The following is a 16,020-nucleotide window of genomic DNA, read 5'->3' on the forward strand; positions in this document are numbered from 1 at the left end:
CCGACGCCTTCCCGGTCCTCACCGGTCGCTGCGTCGGAAGGTGGTCACCAGCACATCGCGATAGGCCGGTCGATCCGGGTCGACGGCCTCGACCGCGGTCACGCCATGGAACACCCGGGCGTCGTCGATGAAGACGGCGTCCAGGGGCTCCATCAGGGTGAAGCTGCCCAGCGAGGCTCCGGCCGGGTCGAAGATATCGGTGACTCCCGCCGCGATGTTCTCGCGCGCGACCAGCATGACCAGCACCCAGTCGACTCCGTCGCGGTGTGCGCCCTCCGGCGTCGGGCGGCCCTGCTCGCCGGCTCGCGCCTCGATGCGGAACTGGTGCATCTCGACGCGCCAGGGATAGCCTGGATCCGGTGCAGCCGCTGCGCCGAAGACACCAAGTGAGAGATCGAGGATCCGGCGGGTGAACGGCATCTCGCCGACCGCCTCGGTGATCGGCTCGAACCACCGCTCGACGCCGCCGTTCAGCGCGTTGTAGTCGAGGCTTTGAAAATGCGGTCGATGCGCCTGGCGCGCGATCTTGCCGGGCTGCGCCTCCAGGCTGGCGTAGCGCCGCCGTCGATAGCGGCCGCCGTCGGCCATGTATTCGTCGATCGACAGGTCGTTCCAGCTCTCGGCGTACGCCGGCCAGCCGACCAGCGCCGCTTCGCCGACCATGCGGCGCATGTCCGGAGCCCGCACCCTGGCGAACCCGGCGTCGATGATCTGCTGGCTGACGTTCTCGAACAACGGCGCGCTCCCTCCAATGGATCGTAGCTATGTCCTTGGCGTCAGGGATCAAGGGCGTGCGCGCGCACGAACGCCAGGCCGCCCTAGGCCTCCCGCTCCGTCTGGCGTGGCGAAACGCCGAACGCGCGGCGGTAGAGACGCGCGAAATGACTGGGGTTGGCGTAGCCGACCTGCAGCGCCGCCTCGGTGACGCTGACTTGGCTCCGAGCCATCAGCGTTCGCGCCTTCCACAGCCGCTGATCCTGCAGGTACCCGATCACGCCGACGCCATAGACGGCCCGGAACCCCTGTTTCAGGAGTTTCTCGCCCAGCCCCACCTGCCGGGCCAGGGCTGAGATCGTCCAGGGCCGGGCCAGATCGTCCCGCATCAGATCGGCGGCCTGCTCCACCCGTCGCCGCCGGCGGGCGTCCACGGCGTCGACGACGCCGCCATCCGACGGGGCGATCAGATCCATGGAGAGCGCCAGGAAGTGAACCGCCCGCGCGTCGACGGCAAGGTCGTCGACGGGGTCCGCGCGAGCCGCCGCATGAAGCTGTTCGCCCGCCTGGGCCAGAACCGGGGTCGCCACAGCGGACGCCACCCAGATTCCGGGGCGCGACATACGGTGGCGCGGATGCGTCGCGTCGAGGGCCAGCAGCGCGTCCAGCCGTCCCAGGCGCGCCAGCAGGTCATGCGACAGGCGCAGTTCGATCAGACGGTATCGGGACCCCGCGGGCGCTGTCGAACGTCCCGACAGCGTCCGGGTCGAGAAGCTCGCGTACCAGGTCATCGGGCGGTACGGGACGGCGATGTCCGGCCCGTCCTGGTCGGCCAGAATGGCCCCCTCGCCCTCCCCGTCGAACAGCAGGGTCAGCCCCAGACAGGGATCGGACTGCACCTCTCGGACGGTGTTCTCCAGGACCTGCACGTCATGCGCCAGAACATCCAGCCCATCCCGGACGGCGAACCGTCGGCTGAGGCCGGCGATCGGAACCCGATCGTTGAAGTACTGGTCCGCCGGCATGCCGACGCAGGCCGACAGATCGGCGCCGGCATGCTGGGCCAGCGAGCGCTCTTGGAGCTGGAAGCGGCGACGAGTCTCTAGGGGCATGAACGACAGTAGTTGCGAGTGGATCGCAATGTCAATTTCGCCCCGATCGCGGGCCCCACGACCCTGATCGCGTTAGCGTCCGGCCCTCCCCCGACCTAAGCGCCACCCGTCGATACAGTCAGGGGAAATTGAGATGAAGTCAGTCAAGCTGTGGCTCCTGGGCGCCAGCGTCCTGACCAGCCTGGGCACGCAGGCCCAGGCCCAGACCGAGAAGAGTCTCGAGATCGAGCCGATCTTCGTCACCGCCAGCAAGCGCGCCCAGACCCTGGACACCCTGGACGGCCAGGCGCTGATCGTGCGCGGCGATGATATCGCCCTGGCGCGCGCGGTCACCCTCGACCAGCTGGGCTCGGTGGTCGGCGACCTGACCGCTCGGCAACGGGCCAGCAAGACCTATCTCAGCCTCACGCTACGCGGCCAGTCGTCGGTCGACTTCTACAATCCGACGGTCCAGATCTATCTCGACGGCGTCCCCCAGGATCAGGCGACCTTCGGTCAGGCCCTGCCCCTCAACCTTCAGCAGGTCGAGGTTCTCTACGGCCCTCAGAGCACCCTTTACGGCCGCGGCGCGATGGGCGGGGTCGTCAACCTGGTCTCCAGCGCGCCCGACGGTCGGACGTTCATCGCCCAGGGCGAGGTCGCCGAACGGACGCGCGGCGCCTCCGCCCTGGGCGACCTGACGCTCGGCAAGGGCGTCTTCCTGGAGCTGTCCGGCGGCTACCGCGAGGAGGATGGCGAGTACCGCAGCCCGGCCGATGGATCCCGCCTGGGCGACAGCACGAGCATCAACGGCCGCGCCCGCCTGCGCATCGCCCCCGAGGACAGGCCCTTCAGCGCCCTGCTGACCGTGTCGCGCATGGACGTCCGCTCTCAGGAGGAACAGTACGTCCTGGCGCCCAATCTCGAGTCCCGCATCGTGTTCCCGGCCGAGAACCGCTACCGGTTGACCCATGATCTCGTCAGCCTGAGGATCGATGGCGAGATCGGCGACGCGCGGCTGACCTCGGTGACCGCCTACCAGGACCGCGACTACCAGCGGATGGTCATGAGCATCCTCAGTCCCGAGACCCAGGAGACTTTCACCCAGGAGCTGCGCCTGAGTTCGGATGCATCGGCGGACGCCCGGCTGTCCTATGTCGCCGGCCTGGCCTACGAGCATACCGACTTCACCTTCGCCCGCCCGGCCTACGGTCAGAGCGCGGCACAGACGCTTGAGACCTACGCGGCCTTCGGCGAGGCGACCCGGCGGTTCGGCGAGAAGCTGGACATCACCGCGGGCCTCCGGCTCGACAAGCACAGCGTGAAGGCCACAGCCGGCCAGAGCGGCGTATTCCTGAGCCGCGAAAAGGACTTCAGCAGCGTCTCGCCGAAGCTGGCCATCGGCTACCAGTGGCGCGACGACACCCGCCTCTACGCTCAGGTCAGCAGCGGCTACAAGGCCGGCGGTTTCAGCCGGTTCGTGACGCCGACCACGGTCGGCTTCTCCTACAGGCCCGAAAAGCTCTGGAATCTCGAGGCCGGCTTGCGCGCCCGCCGCCTGGACGATCGCCTGCAGATGTCCGCGGCGGTCTATGTCACCCGCAGCGAGGACTACCAGTACTATGTCGGCTTCGCGCCCAGCCAGTACCTGAGCAACGTCGGCGAGGTGGAATCCAAGGGCGCCGAGGTCCGGCTGGACTGGCAGGTCGACGCCGACTGGCGCATCGAGACCCGCGCCGCCTACAACCAGGCGCGCTTCACGGCTTACAGCAACCCCACCAACCCGACGGCCGACCTGACCGGCAACACCCTGCCCTACGCGCCGCGCTGGACGGGGCGAGCCGCGCTGACCCGGCGTTTCGCGCTGCCGGGCGCGTTCGGGGCCTTGGAGGCGCAGGTCGGCGCGACCTACTCGGGGCGCTACTGGTTCGAGGAAAGCAACGCCCTCGGTCAGGGCGCCTTCGTGCTCTATGACGCGCGGCTGTCGTGGCGGCCCAAGCCGGAGATCGCGGTGGATCTCTACGGCGAGAACCTGGGCGACGAGATCTACGCGCCCTACGGCGTGGCGTTCGGGCCCGGCGTCAATGTCTATCAGGTCGGATCGGGTCGCCAGATCGGCGTTCGCGTCCGCGCCGCCTACTGAGCCGGACCATGCGCTTCTGGGTCTGGACGCATAAATGGTCGAGCCTGGTCTGCACGGCGTTCCTGCTGGTGCTGTGCGTGACCGGCCTGCCGCTGATCTTCCGAGGCGAGATCGACCACGCCCTGGGCTACGGCGCGAGCGGCAGCGCCGCAGCGAAGTCCGCCCCGCTGGCCGCGATCGAGGCGGCGGCCCGGGCCGAGCGTCCCACAGGCAGCATCCAGTTCCTGGTCTGGGAGCCGGACAAGCCCGGGGTGATCACCCTGTCCATCGCGCCGGCCGACGCCAAGACGTTCCATGACAACGAGAACCTCCTGATCGACGCGGCGACAGCCAAGCCCGTGGCCGGCGCCGGCAAGGCCAGCCCAACCCAGTGGCTGGTCGACCTGCACGCCAGCCTGCTGCTGGGACCTATCGGCGCCCTCCTGTTGGGCCTGCCGGCGCTGCTGCTCATCGTCGCCCTGGTCTCCGGCGTGGTCATCTACGGCCCCTTCGCCCGCAAGGCGGGGTTCGCCATGGTGCGAAAGGACCGCAGCCGACGGACGATCTGGCTGGACGCGCACAACATGCTGGGCGTGGTGATCCTGGCCTGGACGCTGGTCGTCGGCGCCACCGGCCTGATCAACACCTGGGGCGAATACGTCATCCGCTTCTGGCAGATGAGCGAGCTGTCGCGCTACTCGGCCGTCGGCGGATCGCCGGCCGGGCCCGTCGCCTCGATCGATCAGATCGTCGACGTCGCCCGGGCGCGCTATCCGGCGTTCGAGCCCTACTTCGTCGCCTATCCGGGCTCCATCATGGCGGGGGAGAGCTTCCACGCGGTCTATCTGCGCGGGCCGCAGGGGCTGGAGGAGCACATTTTCAAGCCGGTGCTCGTCGAGAGCGCCACCGGCCGAGTGCTGGCGGCGCCGGAGGCTCCCTGGTACGTCTCGATCCTGGCGCTGTCGCAGCCGCTGCATTTCGGCGACTACGGCGGCGCGCCGCTCAAGGTCCTCTGGGCTCTGCTCGATCTCGTCACCATAGCCGTCTTGGCGAGCGGCCTGCGGCTGACCTTCTCCGGCGGGCGCAAGGCGACCGGCGCCGCCCTTTCGGAGGAGCCGGCATGAAGACGCCCCTGCTCCTGGTCCCGGGGCTCGTCGCCGCCGCGACCCTGGCCGGGCTCTGGATCGCCCTGTACGGCGCCGGGGCCTGGGACCTGCTGGCCTATGCGTTGCTGGCGCCGTTGGCGATCTTCACCGGGCTTGTTTCGCTTCGCGCCGCCCGGGCGTTGTTCACACGACCGTCGGGGGCCGATGTCGACGGCCGGCCGGGCGACTGAGCGGTCAGTCCGCCTCGGCGAAGACGTACGTGTTCTGGGCGTCGCGGATGGTCAACGTCCGCCGCCCCTCGGACACGCCGGCCACGAACGGGAAAGGCGAGCTCGCGGTCATCACGACGTACTCGACCGTCCCATCCGCCTGTTCGCGCGCGGCGACCGGCGCCTTCCAGGCGCCGAAGTCGAAGACCGTCTGCGGCCCCGTGGTCTCGACTCTCAGGTCTCCGAGAAACGCGTTGCGATAGCGGGGCGCGAGCGCGGCGGCCCGGGTCTCGCCAATGGGATATCGCACCGCTTGGCGCGACGTCGCGCGCTGCTGGCGATCGGCGGTCGCGGCGGCCTCAACCATGCTGTCGGCCTCGGGCTGGCCGTCGAAGAGCACCTCCAGAAGCTTCCGCGGGAACGCCTCCATGAGGACATTGCCCGTGCTGGCGTTCATCAGGATCACCACCCCGACGCCATGTTCGGGCAGCCAAATCACGTCGCCCCGGAAGCCGTACATCCGGCCGCCATGCGACAGGATCGGCGTCCCGGTCGAGATGTCGGTATCGAGCCCCATCCCATACCAGGAGTTCCGCCCGGTGCTGATCTGGGACGCCCATCGGGCCTTCAGCGCCTTCTCGGAGATGTACCGCCGGCCGTCGGGCAGCAGGCCGCCGGCCAACTCCATTCGAACATAGGCCAACAGATCGTCGACGTTGCTCCAGGCGCCGCCCGTCGGCCTCACCGCATGCATCTGCCGATCCCGCGCCGGCTCGACGACGGCGAGGTCTCCCAAGGGCGTCACGCCATGGAGCCGAGCGTAGTTGCCCCGCATCGCGCGATCGAAATCAAACGTCGACCGCCTCATGCCCAGCGGCCCAAACACTCGGTCCTGCATGGTGAGGTCGTAGGCCCGGCCCAGTTCCAGGTCAGGGCGGGCCGCATGGCCGCCGACATAGCCGCCGGCCGCCGCGATCGGGTTGGAATACTGATAGGTCGCGCCGAAGGCGCTGGTCGGCCGCATCCTGGCGAGGATGTCGAAGGTGATGGTCGCAGGCGAGTCCGCCGCCGCGAACTCCCAGTCCAGGTTCCGGTAGGGCAAGCCGGTGCAGGCGCAGAGCAGATGCCGGACCTGGATCTTCCGCGTCGTGTCCGCGTCCGCCAGGGCGAACGCCGGCAGGGCGTCGACCACCGGCGTGTCCCAGGCCAGCTTCTCCTCGTCGACGAGCTTGGCCAGCATCAGCGTCGTCAGCGGCTTGGTGTTGGAGGCGATCAGGTAGAGCGTGTCCGCGTCGACCGGAGCCGGCTTGCCCTGCTCGCGCACGCCGAACCCGCCGGCGAACAGCACCTGGCCGTCCTGCACGATGCCGATGGAGACGCCGGGAACCTCGAGCGCCTTCATGGACGTCTCGACGAAGCGCTTGAGCTTCTCGATCCGGGCGGCGTCCAGCCTATGCGCTTTGCGTCCCGCGAAGCTCTCACGGACATGGCCGACTGGAAGGAACCCCTCGCGGATCGTCTGTAGATCGGCGGAGCGTTTTCCGCTGACGGCGTTGGTCAGATCCTCGATCCGGACCACCCACCGGTCCCCGCTCCGCATCGCCTGGGCCGAAAGCCGCCGCGCCGAGGCGGCCGTCGTACGGTAGAGAAAGCGGCGACCATCCCGCCAGCCGCCCTGATTGGCGACTGGAACCGAGGTGATCGGATCAAGCGCCACCTCGCTCTGGTACAGGCCCCAGGCCTCGGCGACAGCGGCGTCGGCGTCCTTCGCGCGGGCGTCCACGAGGGCGACCCGCGAGCCGGCTTCGGGGGCTTCCAGGATGACCACCGCGTCGCGGCGGATCAGCGTCCAGCCGGCAGGCTTCAGGAACGCATGTCCGGCGTCGGTGACGCCGGGTTGGTCATGAGCAGATCCCGCCGGCGCCGGGGCCGGTTCCTGCGCGACGGCCCCCTCCCCGGAACAGGCGCAGGCGATCAGGCTCGCCAGCAGCGCGGACAAGGCCGCTCGTCCCCACAAGGCAAACCGCATCCGCGTCTCCGCCGCGCTCCGACCCGGGCGGCACGATCACCCAGAAAGCGAAGGTCTCCAAGGCCAGGGATGCGCGTTCGGCGAGCACATTCCTGACACATCCTGACAGCAGACCGGCTTATCCTGCCGGAAACTGGTCACGGAGCCACGACGATGTCCCTGAAAGCCTCTTGCCATTGCGGCGCCACCCAGATCGCCCTTTCCTTTCAGCCCACCGCGGCGAAGAGCTGCAACTGCACCTACTGTGACCGGACCGGCGCGATCTGGGCCTACTTCAAGCCCGGCGAGGTGGCGGTGCAGGCAGAGGCTGAGGCGACCTACGCCCCCAGCGGCATGAACAAGCACCACTTCTGCAGCAAATGCGGCATGCAGACCTGGGGCGAGTCGCCGGACTGGGCCTCGGTCTACAACGTCGACGGCACGCCCAAGCCGGGTTTCGAGGCCGGGTCGATGCCGACCGAGACGATCCTCGGCGTCAACCTGCGGCTGGTCGAGGACCTCGACTGGTCGAAGGTCGAGGTCGAGAAGGTCGACGGCCGAAACAACTGGTAAGGCTCGCGCCCTCGCCTAGCCGCGCATGAAGAACTCGACCGGCACGGAAAGGCTGAGAGGATCGCCGACCACCTCGGGCGGGGGCTTGGGGAGGGGCTGCGCCCGGCCAAGCAGCGCCACGGCTTCGCGGTCCAGCGCCGCGGAGCCGGAGCTGCGCTCGAGCGAGGCCGACAGGACCCGGCCCTGGCGGTCCATGCTGAAGCGGACGTAGACCACGCCCTGCCGGCGCTGGGCGCGGGCTTCGGTGGGGTACCGCTTCCGCCGTTCGAGATGGGCCAGCACCATCCCCTCCCAGGTCCGGGCGGACGAGGCTGTCGCGGCCGCCGGCGGCGCGGGGCGACTGGGCGGCGCCGTCGTCTCGGGGGCCGGCGGCGCCGTCGAGGTTGTCTCGACCCGGGGCGGCGTCGCGACCACCGCCAGGCTCTCGACATCCGGCGCGGCCAGCGGCTTCAGGCGCGGTTCGAACAGCGGCTTGGGCGGCGAGGGCTGCGGCGCGGCCTCGACCTGCTTCGGGCCGGGCGGCCGGTCGGAGGGCGGCCGCGGCGGCGCCTGAAGGCGCATCATCTCAACCTCGAACATCGGCTCCGGCGCCGGTTCGATCGCGGCGCGGCTGAACCAGTAGCCGCCCGCCAGGACGACCGGGACCGCGTGCAGGACGACCGAGAACGCGACGCCCGCGCCCCAGGCCCGCCGCCTTCGGCGTCCAGCCGGGGGCTCAGCCGAGGTGGTGGTCGACATGGCTCTGCATCCGGGCGAAGGCCGCCTCCGCCCCCGCGACGACGCGCGCCTCCGCGGCGGCGTCGAGATCGACAGCGTCGAGAGCTTCGGTGAAGCGCCGCCAGTAGGCCGCCGGACCGTCCTCGGCCGGCGCCAAATGCCGAGCGCCGTGGGTGTCGGCCAGCCCCAGCTTCGCGGCCTGTTTCCGCAACACGGCGGCGCCCAGGTTCGAGCCCTCCGCGACATAGAGCCAGCCCAGGGCCGTCGGCGTATCGATCGGCCGGTCCGGACGGAACGTCGGCGTCGTCGCCCCGATCGGATCTTCCAGGTCGAGATCCGCGAGGTCGCGCATGATCAGCTGAATGCGGCGACGCTCGACGAGACCGGGGAGAAGCGCCTGCAGGCTCTCATCGTCGTAAAGTGCGGCGATGTCGTGGTGGAACAGGGCCTGCGCCGTGACGAACCGGCCGTAACCCTTCACCGTGTCGAAGGACGCCGCGGCCATGATGGAGCCGTCAAGCCGCTCGTGGACGGCATGGGTCAGCGCCTTGAGGCGGCGCGCGCGCGAAGGGTCGAGTACTTCGGTCATGGTCGATCCTCGGTCAGAAGCGGTAGTTCAGGCCGACCCGGAAGACATGCAGGTCGAGATCGTTCGACGCCCGGCGTCCTTCCACGATGCTGGAAGATCCTTTGTAGTGGGTCGTCTCGTAGCGATACACCGGTCCCTCGTAGGGCAGGCAGAGTGAGGGAACGATCGAGCAGATCGGATCATCCGCAGGGAAGATCGGCGGCTTGATCTCGGTGCCGATCTGGGTCTCCGTCGTGCGGCTGTAGTCCTTGCCGGTGCCGGCGCGGGCGTTCTGGAAGTCGAAGTTCTGCTTGCCGAACGCGCTGTAGGCGTACTCCGCCCGGAGCGACCACCGACTGTTCATCGCATATTCGGCCCCGAACGTCGCCGAAACCCCCTTCCGCGTCCGCTCGACCCGCTCGGAGAAGAAGATCCAGGTTTCGCTCCCCATCGGCCCCCAGTACTCGGCGTAGTCGGAGACGTACTGGTCCCGCACCTGGCGTTCGCGAGCGACCGCGACGCCGGCGGAGCCGTAGGCCATCAGGCGGTCGGTGACGGCGTAGCCGATCCGGGCGCGGAGGCTGGCCGTCCAGTCGACCTCGGTGCTGGTCACCGATTCCCTGTAGCCCTTGGATCCCAGCACCGGGTCGGGCGACAGCACCTTGGCGCGATCCCTCAGGGAGGTCCGGCTCCAATCAGCCTCCAGGCCCACGACCCAGCCGCTCGGGAGTTGCCAATTGTAGCCGGCCTGAAGCCCGGTGATCGGGCCGGAAGCTTCCCAGTCAGCCGACTCTCTTCTGGCGGCCGGGCTGGCGGTCCCGTCCAGAGTCCGGCTCTTCCCGCGGCTGGTCATGTAGCTGCCCCCGCCGTGGGCTCCGAGGTAGAGACCGGTCCAGTCATTCGGTCCCGCTTCCGGTTCGAAGGGCGACAGCCACGGCAGGGTCTGATCGCCGCCGAAGCGCTGGGTCAGGCTGAAGGACACCGTCCGGCCAGGCCCTGGCTGGGTCACCAGGCCGAGGGGGTCCATGTAGAAGCGGTCGAAAAGGTTCTCGACCCGCAGACTCGCCGTCAGCGAGTCCGTGATCCGATAGTCCGCGAACAGGTCCACCAGCGTGAACGGCTTCCAGTTCACCAGAGAGACAAACTGGCTCGCGCCCTGGGCGGTCACGTCGCCGTGGCCGATCGCCCGCGGGCCCGTGTGCTGGGCGCGCCCGCCCAGGGTCAGGCGATCCTTCGCCAGTCGCTGGGACAGCGACAGCTCGACGCTGTACTCCGGGGGAACATGGTTGGTGGCGTAGTCGCCGTAGAGCGACTTGGAGCCGCAGGTGTCGGCGGTGCGGCAGTACTCGACATTCAGATAGTAGTTGGCGGCCAGGTCGGCCGTCAGGCCGCCAAGCTCGTAGCGGCCGTTGAACTCCAGGCCCTCGAACCGCGCGCGATGGATGTTCTCCATGTTCAGCGACAGGAAGTAGGGTTCGTTCGGCTTGCTGGTCCGCACGTTGCGGGCGATGTAGTCATCGACGGTCCAGTTGAAGTAGCCCAGCTTGGCCTGGAGGCGATCGCCCTCGACGAACAGGCCGTCGCGAACCGCGCTGGCGCCCAGCTCCCAGTTGTTCGAACGCTCCGGCTTGATGTGAGCATTCGCCGAGAAGCTGTTGAAAGCGGATATGGCTTCGGTCAGCCCTGGCGCGCGCAGGGTGCTGGAATAGCTCACATAGACCTGCGCCCAGTCAGCGGGCTTGAGCACCAACCCGACCGACGGGCTGAAGCCGCCGTCGTCCTTCTTGAAGCCCACCGTGCCGCGGCCGCCGGTGACCTGGTACGGCTCGTAAGGATCAAAGCGATCCTCCGACCAGTAATGGGTGTAGCGGAGGCCGCCGTTGATCGTCAGCCAATCGCGCGGGCTGAAGGCCCCCTTGGCGAAGCCGGCGACCTCGTGGCGGAAGCCGTCGCGCGGCGTGTTCCACCCCTCCAGCTCCGCCGAGTAGGCGCTGCCGCGGGTGTCCTCACCCCGGTAGGACAGGCCGTAGGTCAGCTCCAGGTCGCCCTGATCGAGGAAGAAGCGCGAACGATTGCTGACGTCGACGCCCCAGAGGTCGCTGTCCGATCCGACGCGGAAGCCCTTGCCCATGCCGAGGTCCTCCGGCTTCAGCAAACGGCCGCCGCGGATCGGATTGCGCAGCTCCAGATGCGACCAATAGGCGTTGGCCTTGATCTCGATCAGGTCGCTGTCCGACGGCGCCCACAGATAGCGCGCCGTGTAGCTGTCCAGCCTTACGCCCGCCGTCTGAGCCTGCTGTTGGGGCTGGTCCAGGTTGCTGGTCTGACGCGAGGCCAGGCGGTCCCCCGCCTCGCTGCGGAAGGCGTTGTAGCCCAGCTGGACGGTCTGGCCGTCGCCGAACCGCGCGGTGGCCTTGAGCAGCCAGGACTCGGTCTCCAGCTGGGTGTTCAGCACTTCCTCGCCGGGGCGGTAGTTCGCCAGCCCGGCGTTGATCATGGTGTTCTTCTGGATGCCGCCCCAGGAGAGCTTGGTGTCGCCGATGTTCACCGGCCGCGCCGTCGAGCCGTGCTCGCCCGCGTGATAGTTGCCCTGCTCGCGGAAGGTGTAGCCGGCCAGCAGGTCGATCGCCTCGCTCGAATAGGCGCCGATGATGCTCGCCGAACTGCTGGTCGGCTCCAGCGCGCCCGGCCTGTCCAGGCCCGTCGGCGACGGCGTGGCCGTGCCCACGCCTGATCTGTAGGCATAGCCGGCCAGATTGCCGGCTACCGGATCGGAGCTGTTGCCGCGCAGGCCGCCGCGGATCCTGAGGCCCCAGGCCTCGCCCTCCCGGACGATGTCCTTGGCGTCGAGGGTGCGGATCGCGACCGAACCGGCGTTGCCGAACGACGCCGCATCGGCGCCCTTGGTCACATCGACGCCGGCGATGAAGTCGGGGTCGATGAAGGTGCGGTTCGAGACGCCCTGATAGCCCTGATAGATGGTGACGGCGTTCTCGGCTCCGTCGATCTTGGCCGTCACCCGGCCAAAGCCTTGAAGCCCGCGGATGTTCAGATCGACCGCCCCCGCGCCGTTTCGGGCCTCGCCGGAGAGCACGCCCGGGGTTCCGCGGAAGATGTCGGCCGGGCTGGCCCCCCGGAACCGATCGATGCGCTCGGCGCTGATGTGCGCCACGGGCGCCGCGCGGCTGTAGACGTCATCGTCCGTCAGACCTTCGCCCGCGCCCAGGCCGCCTGTCGCGGCTGTGGCGCCTTCGACGCGCACGGCGCCGAGAGCGATCACGCCGTCGCTCGTCGCCTGTCGCGGCGCAGCTTCCAGCCGCACGGCGTCCGGGCCGGTGAACCGGTAGGTCAGGCCGCTGCCCGCCAGGAGGCGCGACAGCCCCTGGGAAGCGCTGAAGCGCCCCGACACCCCGGGCGAACTGACGGCGGGCATGGGCGCCCCGTAGACGATGTCCACGCCGGTGGCGCGACTGAAGTCCGCCAGCGCCGAGCCGAGCGGCTGGGCCGGAATGTCGAACGTCGTCTCGGCTTCAGCCTGCGCCTGGGCCGGCGCGGCGGGGGCCAGCGCGGCGCCGATGGCGGTGGTGCCCATCAAGGCGGCCATAACCCAGGCCTTGCCGCCGCCCAAACTCGTCCTCATTCGCCCCTCGCACTCAGGAAACCGGCGAACCCTTCGCTCGCCCTCGACAAGGAAGACGAAGCGGACGGGGACACGTCAGGTAAGAGTGATAATTATTTTCATATCTTTGTCACGGCGGTCAGCCATGGCGCGCCGCGCCAGAGCCGGATCCGCGCGGCCGGGGCCAGCCTGTCCAGGCCCTGGGCGGCGTCGTCCGTATCCGTGATCAAGGTGACGCGTCGCGCGGCGAGTTCGCTATCGAGGATCAGCGTCCGACCGCCGGTCCAGCGGTCCAGCCGACTAGCCACCTCGGCCAGCGGCCGGTTGACGAGCACCAGTTTCCCTTCACGCCAGGCAAGCTGATCGGGATCGGACGGGCGCGGGTCACCCAGTCGTCGGCCGTCGTAGGCAACGCTCACACCTTGCGCCAGCCGAACCGCCGCCCCCCGCAGGCCGACCCTCGCTGCTCCGGCGGTGACGGAAACGAAGACCCCTGCCCGCTCGATCGCGACCGCGAAAGCGCCGTCCAGGGCCCCGACCCTGCCCTCAGCCGCCTCGACGATGAACGGACGAGGATCGCCTGGCGTCACCGAAAACCAGGCCTCTCCCGCCAGCAACCTGAGACGGCGCCTATGGTCGTCGAGGTCGACCTCCAGGGCGCTGGACGTCGACAGCTCGACCAGCGAGCCATCCGCCAGGGCCAGTCGGGCGGTCTCCCCGGGCTGAGTGCGATGGTCGGCAAAGGGATGCGCTTCAAGGGCCAGGCGGCCGCCAAGCAACGCCGCGGCCCCAACCCCGCCTGCGCCGACGACCGCCCGCAGAACACGTCGCCGATCCGGCTCCAACGCCGGCTGGGCTAGGCTCGGCAGGTGGGCGGACGCCCCCCAAAGCCGCTGCAGGCGCTCGTAGGCCCGGGCGTGACGGGGATCGGCGTCACGCCACGCCTCGAACGCCGGGCGCAGGGTCGGATCCGCCGGGTCGTCGTGCAGGCGCACGAACCAGCCCACCGCGGCCTCGACGACCGGATCAACGCCTTCCTCCGCCTGCCTGCTCTTCACGCTCCGACCTCTTCGGACATCCGCCGCGCGGCGATCCCCGAAGATGAAGACGAAAGACCGTTCTCGTTGTCAGGTTTCCGCCCCGAAATCGGCGTCCGCCGCCAACTGGATGGCCAGGAGCGCCCGGCCCATGTGCTCGTGCACGGTCTGCCGGGAGACGCCCAGACGGCGGCCGATCTCGGCGAATGAGAGGCCCTCGATCCTTGACAGGCGAAACACCTCGCGCGGCTTGACCGGCATGGCCGCCATGATCCTGTCCATGCGGGCGAGCTCGGACCGGGTGACCAGAGTCGCCTCGGGATCGGGGCGAGGATCGGGCGCGGCGGCAAGGACCGTATCGTCCGCATCCACCCACGGTCTGGCCGCTTCGCGCCGCCGGTGGTCGACGATCAGATTGCGCGCGATCCGAAACAGATAGGCGCGAAGATTGACGATCGGAGCGTCCTGCCCCGCGCGGATCGTCGCGGCGACGCGCAGCCAGCTCTCCTGGGCGATATCGTCGGCGTCCGCGCGGTTGCCGACACGCCCGCCCACCACGGCTCTCAGTCGGCGATCCGTCTCGCCGACATCATCTTCAGGAGGGTGGGGCAGCGGGAGCAGAGGACGCGATCCGACATCGAAAGGGCTGCAAGGCTGTAGATTAGTTGCGATCGACTCGCAACTAACATTGCAACAAGAGGCGCCCTCTCGTGTCGTCCCCGTCGACGAAGCGGCGGGTTGGCGCGCCAAAGATGCGTTCCATTATCCCGATGCCGCGCTTGCCCGGATGAAGATCGTCACAGTGTGGCTAGCCTGACGCCGTCGCTTCCATCGGGGATTGGAATGCTGTTCGTCATTGAGGCCGGGGGTCGGCCGTGAGTTCTCTTGCCTTCTCGGTCAGCGGCGACGACCGTCGCAGCCTGACCAGGCCCGCTCGCTCCCTCCTGCTGGTGGATCTTAGCGAAGGCGACCCGCACGACCTTGGCGTCTATCTCGAGCGCCAAGGTCTTTCCGTGTACGAAACCAACAGCCTCGATCGTCTCTACGGGGCCTCGCTCAAGGGAGAGTTCAACGCGGTGGCGCTGGTTGCGCGCCTGCCGAACCCAACGGTCCTGGCCGCTATTCGCCACATGAACGGCGCGGACGCCCCTCCGCTGCTCGTCGTCGCGCTCGAAGGCGAGGTCGTCGAGCGGGTGCTGGTCCTGGAGATGGGGGCGGATGATCTCGTGGGCCGCGACACCGAAGCACGGGAAGTGCTGGCCCGGCTGCACAGATTGATCTGGCGTCGCCCCGGAGCGGACGCGCCAGATCCTCGTCCGGGTTCCGCCGGCGAGGCCTGGGTGCTGAAGAACGCGCGGCGCGCCTTGATCACGCCGACCGGGCGGCGGATCAGTCTGACCGGCGGCGACCAGGAACTGTTGAACGCCTTCACCCGCCGCGAGGACGGACTCGTCCTCGAACAGGACTATCCGCGAGGCCATATCCGCACCGCCGTCTGCCGTCTGAAGCGGAAGGTCCTGCTGGGATCGGGCGTTGAACTGCCGATCCAGAACGTCCGGGGCGAGGGATATCGCTTCGACGCCAGCCTGGTGCAGGAATGACGTTCGTGCGCGGCCCCCTGCCCCGTCCTGAGCAAGCGCCGACGCCGGTCGAGCGCAAGCTGGTCAAGCGAAAGGCCTTCATCACGGTCGAGTACGACGCCGAGGACGTCTACGGCGCCAGGGCGCAGGAAGGCGAAATCCGGCGCGTCCTCGCCGATCTCCAGCCCGGCTTCGATCGGATCGCCATCCGCTTCGCGGATCGCCGCCAGCGATGCGCCCCGCGCGCAGCCGCGCCGGAACGGATCTGGCCGCGGGACTAGCGACCGGGCTCGCGCCGCATGATGTCGGCCAGGCGGTCCCTTAGCGCCAGACCGGCCGAGGTGGGGACCAGATGCCTCGCCCGCGCGTCGGCGCCCCGCAGCAGCTCGACCAGTCCATACGCCGGCTCGAGGGTGCCGGCCTCCCCTGCAGGCGCCATCGCGCGAACGCCGCGCGAAACGCCCGCGTCGGTCCGCCCGCACAGCTCGGCGAGTTCCAGCACGCGGACGCCTTCGCGGCGCAATATGTGCAGCAGCATGACCAGTTGGCCCAGACTCAGGCCCGGCGCGGTGCGTTCGACTTCGCGCAGCAAATCCAGCAGCACATCCGCAACCTGGTCCGGTTCGTCCCTCATGCCCCCTCCCAGCCTCGGCGCATCGGCGGCCATTCTGGGGCG

Annotated in this window: 15 protein-coding genes; 6 read left to right on the plus strand and 9 right to left on the minus strand. The window is 69.1% G+C overall.

Going from position 1 to position 16,020, the window contains the following annotated elements; genetic code table 11:
* Nucleotides 1-18: 18 nt before the first annotated feature.
* Together CSW64_RS11280 and CSW64_RS11285 are read right to left on the minus strand one after the other, a co-directional pair.
* On the minus strand, nt 19-735 hold the full coding sequence (locus CSW64_RS11280; protein ID WP_245863676.1) for a 2OG-Fe dioxygenase family protein: 717 nt from the start codon (nt 733-735) through the stop codon (nt 19-21).
* Between the two features lie 83 nt (nt 736-818).
* Nucleotides 819-1,826, minus strand: a complete 1,008-nt coding sequence (locus CSW64_RS11285; RefSeq protein WP_099622201.1) for a helix-turn-helix transcriptional regulator — start codon at nt 1,824-1,826, stop codon at nt 819-821.
* Between the two features lie 133 nt (nt 1,827-1,959).
* Between CSW64_RS11285 and CSW64_RS11290 the strand changes: the two genes are divergently transcribed.
* Genes CSW64_RS11290 through CSW64_RS11300 form a run of 3 tightly spaced genes read left to right on the plus strand, consistent with a single transcriptional unit; the run spans nt 1,960 to nt 5,263 of the window.
* On the plus strand, nt 1,960-3,948 hold the full coding sequence (locus CSW64_RS11290; protein ID WP_099622202.1) for a TonB-dependent receptor: 1,989 nt from the start codon (nt 1,960-1,962) through the stop codon (nt 3,946-3,948).
* A gap of 8 nt (nt 3,949-3,956) precedes the next feature.
* Nucleotides 3,957-5,051, plus strand: a complete 1,095-nt coding sequence (locus tag CSW64_RS11295; protein WP_099622203.1) for a PepSY-associated TM helix domain-containing protein — start codon at nt 3,957-3,959, stop codon at nt 5,049-5,051.
* Nucleotides 5,048-5,263, plus strand: coding sequence for a hypothetical protein (locus CSW64_RS11300; protein ID WP_099622204.1), 216 nt, complete (start codon nt 5,048-5,050; stop codon nt 5,261-5,263). Before CSW64_RS11295 ends, CSW64_RS11300 begins: the two co-directional genes overlap by 4 nt.
* Before the next feature lie 4 nt (nt 5,264-5,267).
* Here CSW64_RS11300 and CSW64_RS11305 read toward each other — a convergent pair whose 3' ends face one another.
* Nucleotides 5,268-7,241 (minus strand): serine hydrolase domain-containing protein, encoded by a 1,974-nt coding sequence (locus CSW64_RS11305; protein WP_172448523.1) that lies wholly within the window; start codon nt 7,239-7,241, stop codon nt 5,268-5,270.
* A 183-nt stretch (nt 7,242-7,424) separates the two neighbouring features.
* Between CSW64_RS11305 and CSW64_RS11310 the strand changes: the two genes are divergently transcribed.
* Nucleotides 7,425-7,823 carry a GFA family protein gene (locus tag CSW64_RS11310; protein ID WP_099622206.1) on the plus strand — a complete coding sequence of 133 codons (399 nt, stop codon included), beginning with the start codon at nt 7,425-7,427 and terminating at the stop codon, nt 7,821-7,823.
* Between the two features lie 15 nt (nt 7,824-7,838).
* Here CSW64_RS11310 and CSW64_RS11315 read toward each other — a convergent pair whose 3' ends face one another.
* The 5 genes from CSW64_RS11315 to CSW64_RS11335 form a co-directional block, all read right to left on the minus strand.
* Entirely contained in the window at nt 7,839-8,561 is a 723-nt protein-coding gene (locus CSW64_RS11315; protein ID WP_216361166.1) for an energy transducer TonB family protein, read from the minus strand.
* Nucleotides 8,539-9,129: a biliverdin-producing heme oxygenase gene (locus tag CSW64_RS11320; protein WP_099622207.1), complete on the minus strand. Its 591-nt coding sequence runs from the start codon at nt 9,127-9,129 to the stop codon at nt 8,539-8,541. The genes CSW64_RS11315 and CSW64_RS11320 overlap by 23 nt, the downstream gene beginning before the upstream one ends.
* Nucleotides 9,130-9,142: 13 nt before the next feature.
* Nucleotides 9,143-12,748 carry a TonB-dependent receptor domain-containing protein gene (locus CSW64_RS11325; protein WP_099622208.1) on the minus strand — a complete coding sequence of 1,202 codons (3,606 nt, stop codon included), beginning with the start codon at nt 12,746-12,748 and terminating at the stop codon, nt 9,143-9,145.
* Between the two features lie 98 nt (nt 12,749-12,846).
* Nucleotides 12,847-13,785, minus strand: coding sequence for a FecR family protein (locus tag CSW64_RS11330; RefSeq protein ID WP_099622209.1), 939 nt, complete (start codon nt 13,783-13,785; stop codon nt 12,847-12,849).
* A gap of 69 nt (nt 13,786-13,854) precedes the next feature.
* A complete protein-coding gene (locus CSW64_RS11335) occupies nt 13,855-14,514 on the minus strand; it encodes an RNA polymerase sigma factor (RefSeq protein ID WP_099622210.1) in 660 nt (219 codons plus the stop codon).
* A 125-nt stretch (nt 14,515-14,639) separates the two neighbouring features.
* Here CSW64_RS11335 and CSW64_RS11340 point away from each other — a divergent pair, with 125 nt between their 5' ends.
* Nucleotides 14,640-15,365, plus strand: coding sequence for a response regulator transcription factor family protein (locus CSW64_RS11340; RefSeq protein ID WP_099622211.1), 726 nt, complete (start codon nt 14,640-14,642; stop codon nt 15,363-15,365).
* Nucleotides 15,366-15,370: 5 nt separating this feature from the next.
* Nucleotides 15,371-15,625, plus strand: coding sequence for a hypothetical protein (locus CSW64_RS11345; protein ID WP_150131380.1), 255 nt, complete (start codon nt 15,371-15,373; stop codon nt 15,623-15,625).
* Here the strand turns inward: CSW64_RS11345 and CSW64_RS22015 are convergent.
* The gene (locus tag CSW64_RS22015) at nt 15,622-15,978 is read right to left on the minus strand and encodes a MarR family winged helix-turn-helix transcriptional regulator (protein ID WP_172448525.1); all 357 of its coding nucleotides are present in this window, start codon (nt 15,976-15,978) and stop codon (nt 15,622-15,624) included. The two genes, CSW64_RS11345 and CSW64_RS22015, sit on opposite strands and share 4 nt — an antisense overlap.
* Nucleotides 15,979-16,020 lie beyond the last annotated feature (42 nt).

Origin of the sequence: Caulobacter mirabilis (genome assembly GCF_002749615.1) — a bacterium.
Taxonomy (GTDB): domain Bacteria; phylum Pseudomonadota; class Alphaproteobacteria; order Caulobacterales; family Caulobacteraceae; genus Caulobacter; species Caulobacter mirabilis.

Excerpts from the sequence above, each read along its gene's own strand:
- CSW64_RS11285 (WP_099622201.1), bottom strand. The coding sequence starts at position 1,826 with ATGCCCCTAGAGACTCGTCGCCGCTTCCAGCTCCAAGAGCGCTCGCTG.
- CSW64_RS11290 (WP_099622202.1), top strand. The coding sequence starts at position 1,960 with ATGAAGTCAGTCAAGCTGTGGCTCCTGGGCGCCAGCGTCCTGACCAGC.
- CSW64_RS11295 (WP_099622203.1), top strand. The coding sequence starts at position 3,957 with ATGCGCTTCTGGGTCTGGACGCATAAATGGTCGAGCCTGGTCTGCACG.
- CSW64_RS11300 (WP_099622204.1), top strand. The coding sequence starts at position 5,048 with ATGAAGACGCCCCTGCTCCTGGTCCCGGGGCTCGTCGCCGCCGCGACC.
- CSW64_RS11310 (WP_099622206.1), top strand. The coding sequence starts at position 7,425 with ATGTCCCTGAAAGCCTCTTGCCATTGCGGCGCCACCCAGATCGCCCTT.
- CSW64_RS11315 (WP_216361166.1), bottom strand. The coding sequence starts at position 8,561 with ATGTCGACCACCACCTCGGCTGAGCCCCCGGCTGGACGCCGAAGGCGG.
- CSW64_RS11320 (WP_099622207.1), bottom strand. The coding sequence starts at position 9,129 with ATGACCGAAGTACTCGACCCTTCGCGCGCGCGCCGCCTCAAGGCGCTG.
- CSW64_RS11325 (WP_099622208.1), bottom strand. The coding sequence starts at position 12,748 with ATGAGGACGAGTTTGGGCGGCGGCAAGGCCTGGGTTATGGCCGCCTTG.
- CSW64_RS22015 (WP_172448525.1), bottom strand. The coding sequence starts at position 15,978 with ATGAGGGACGAACCGGACCAGGTTGCGGATGTGCTGCTGGATTTGCTG.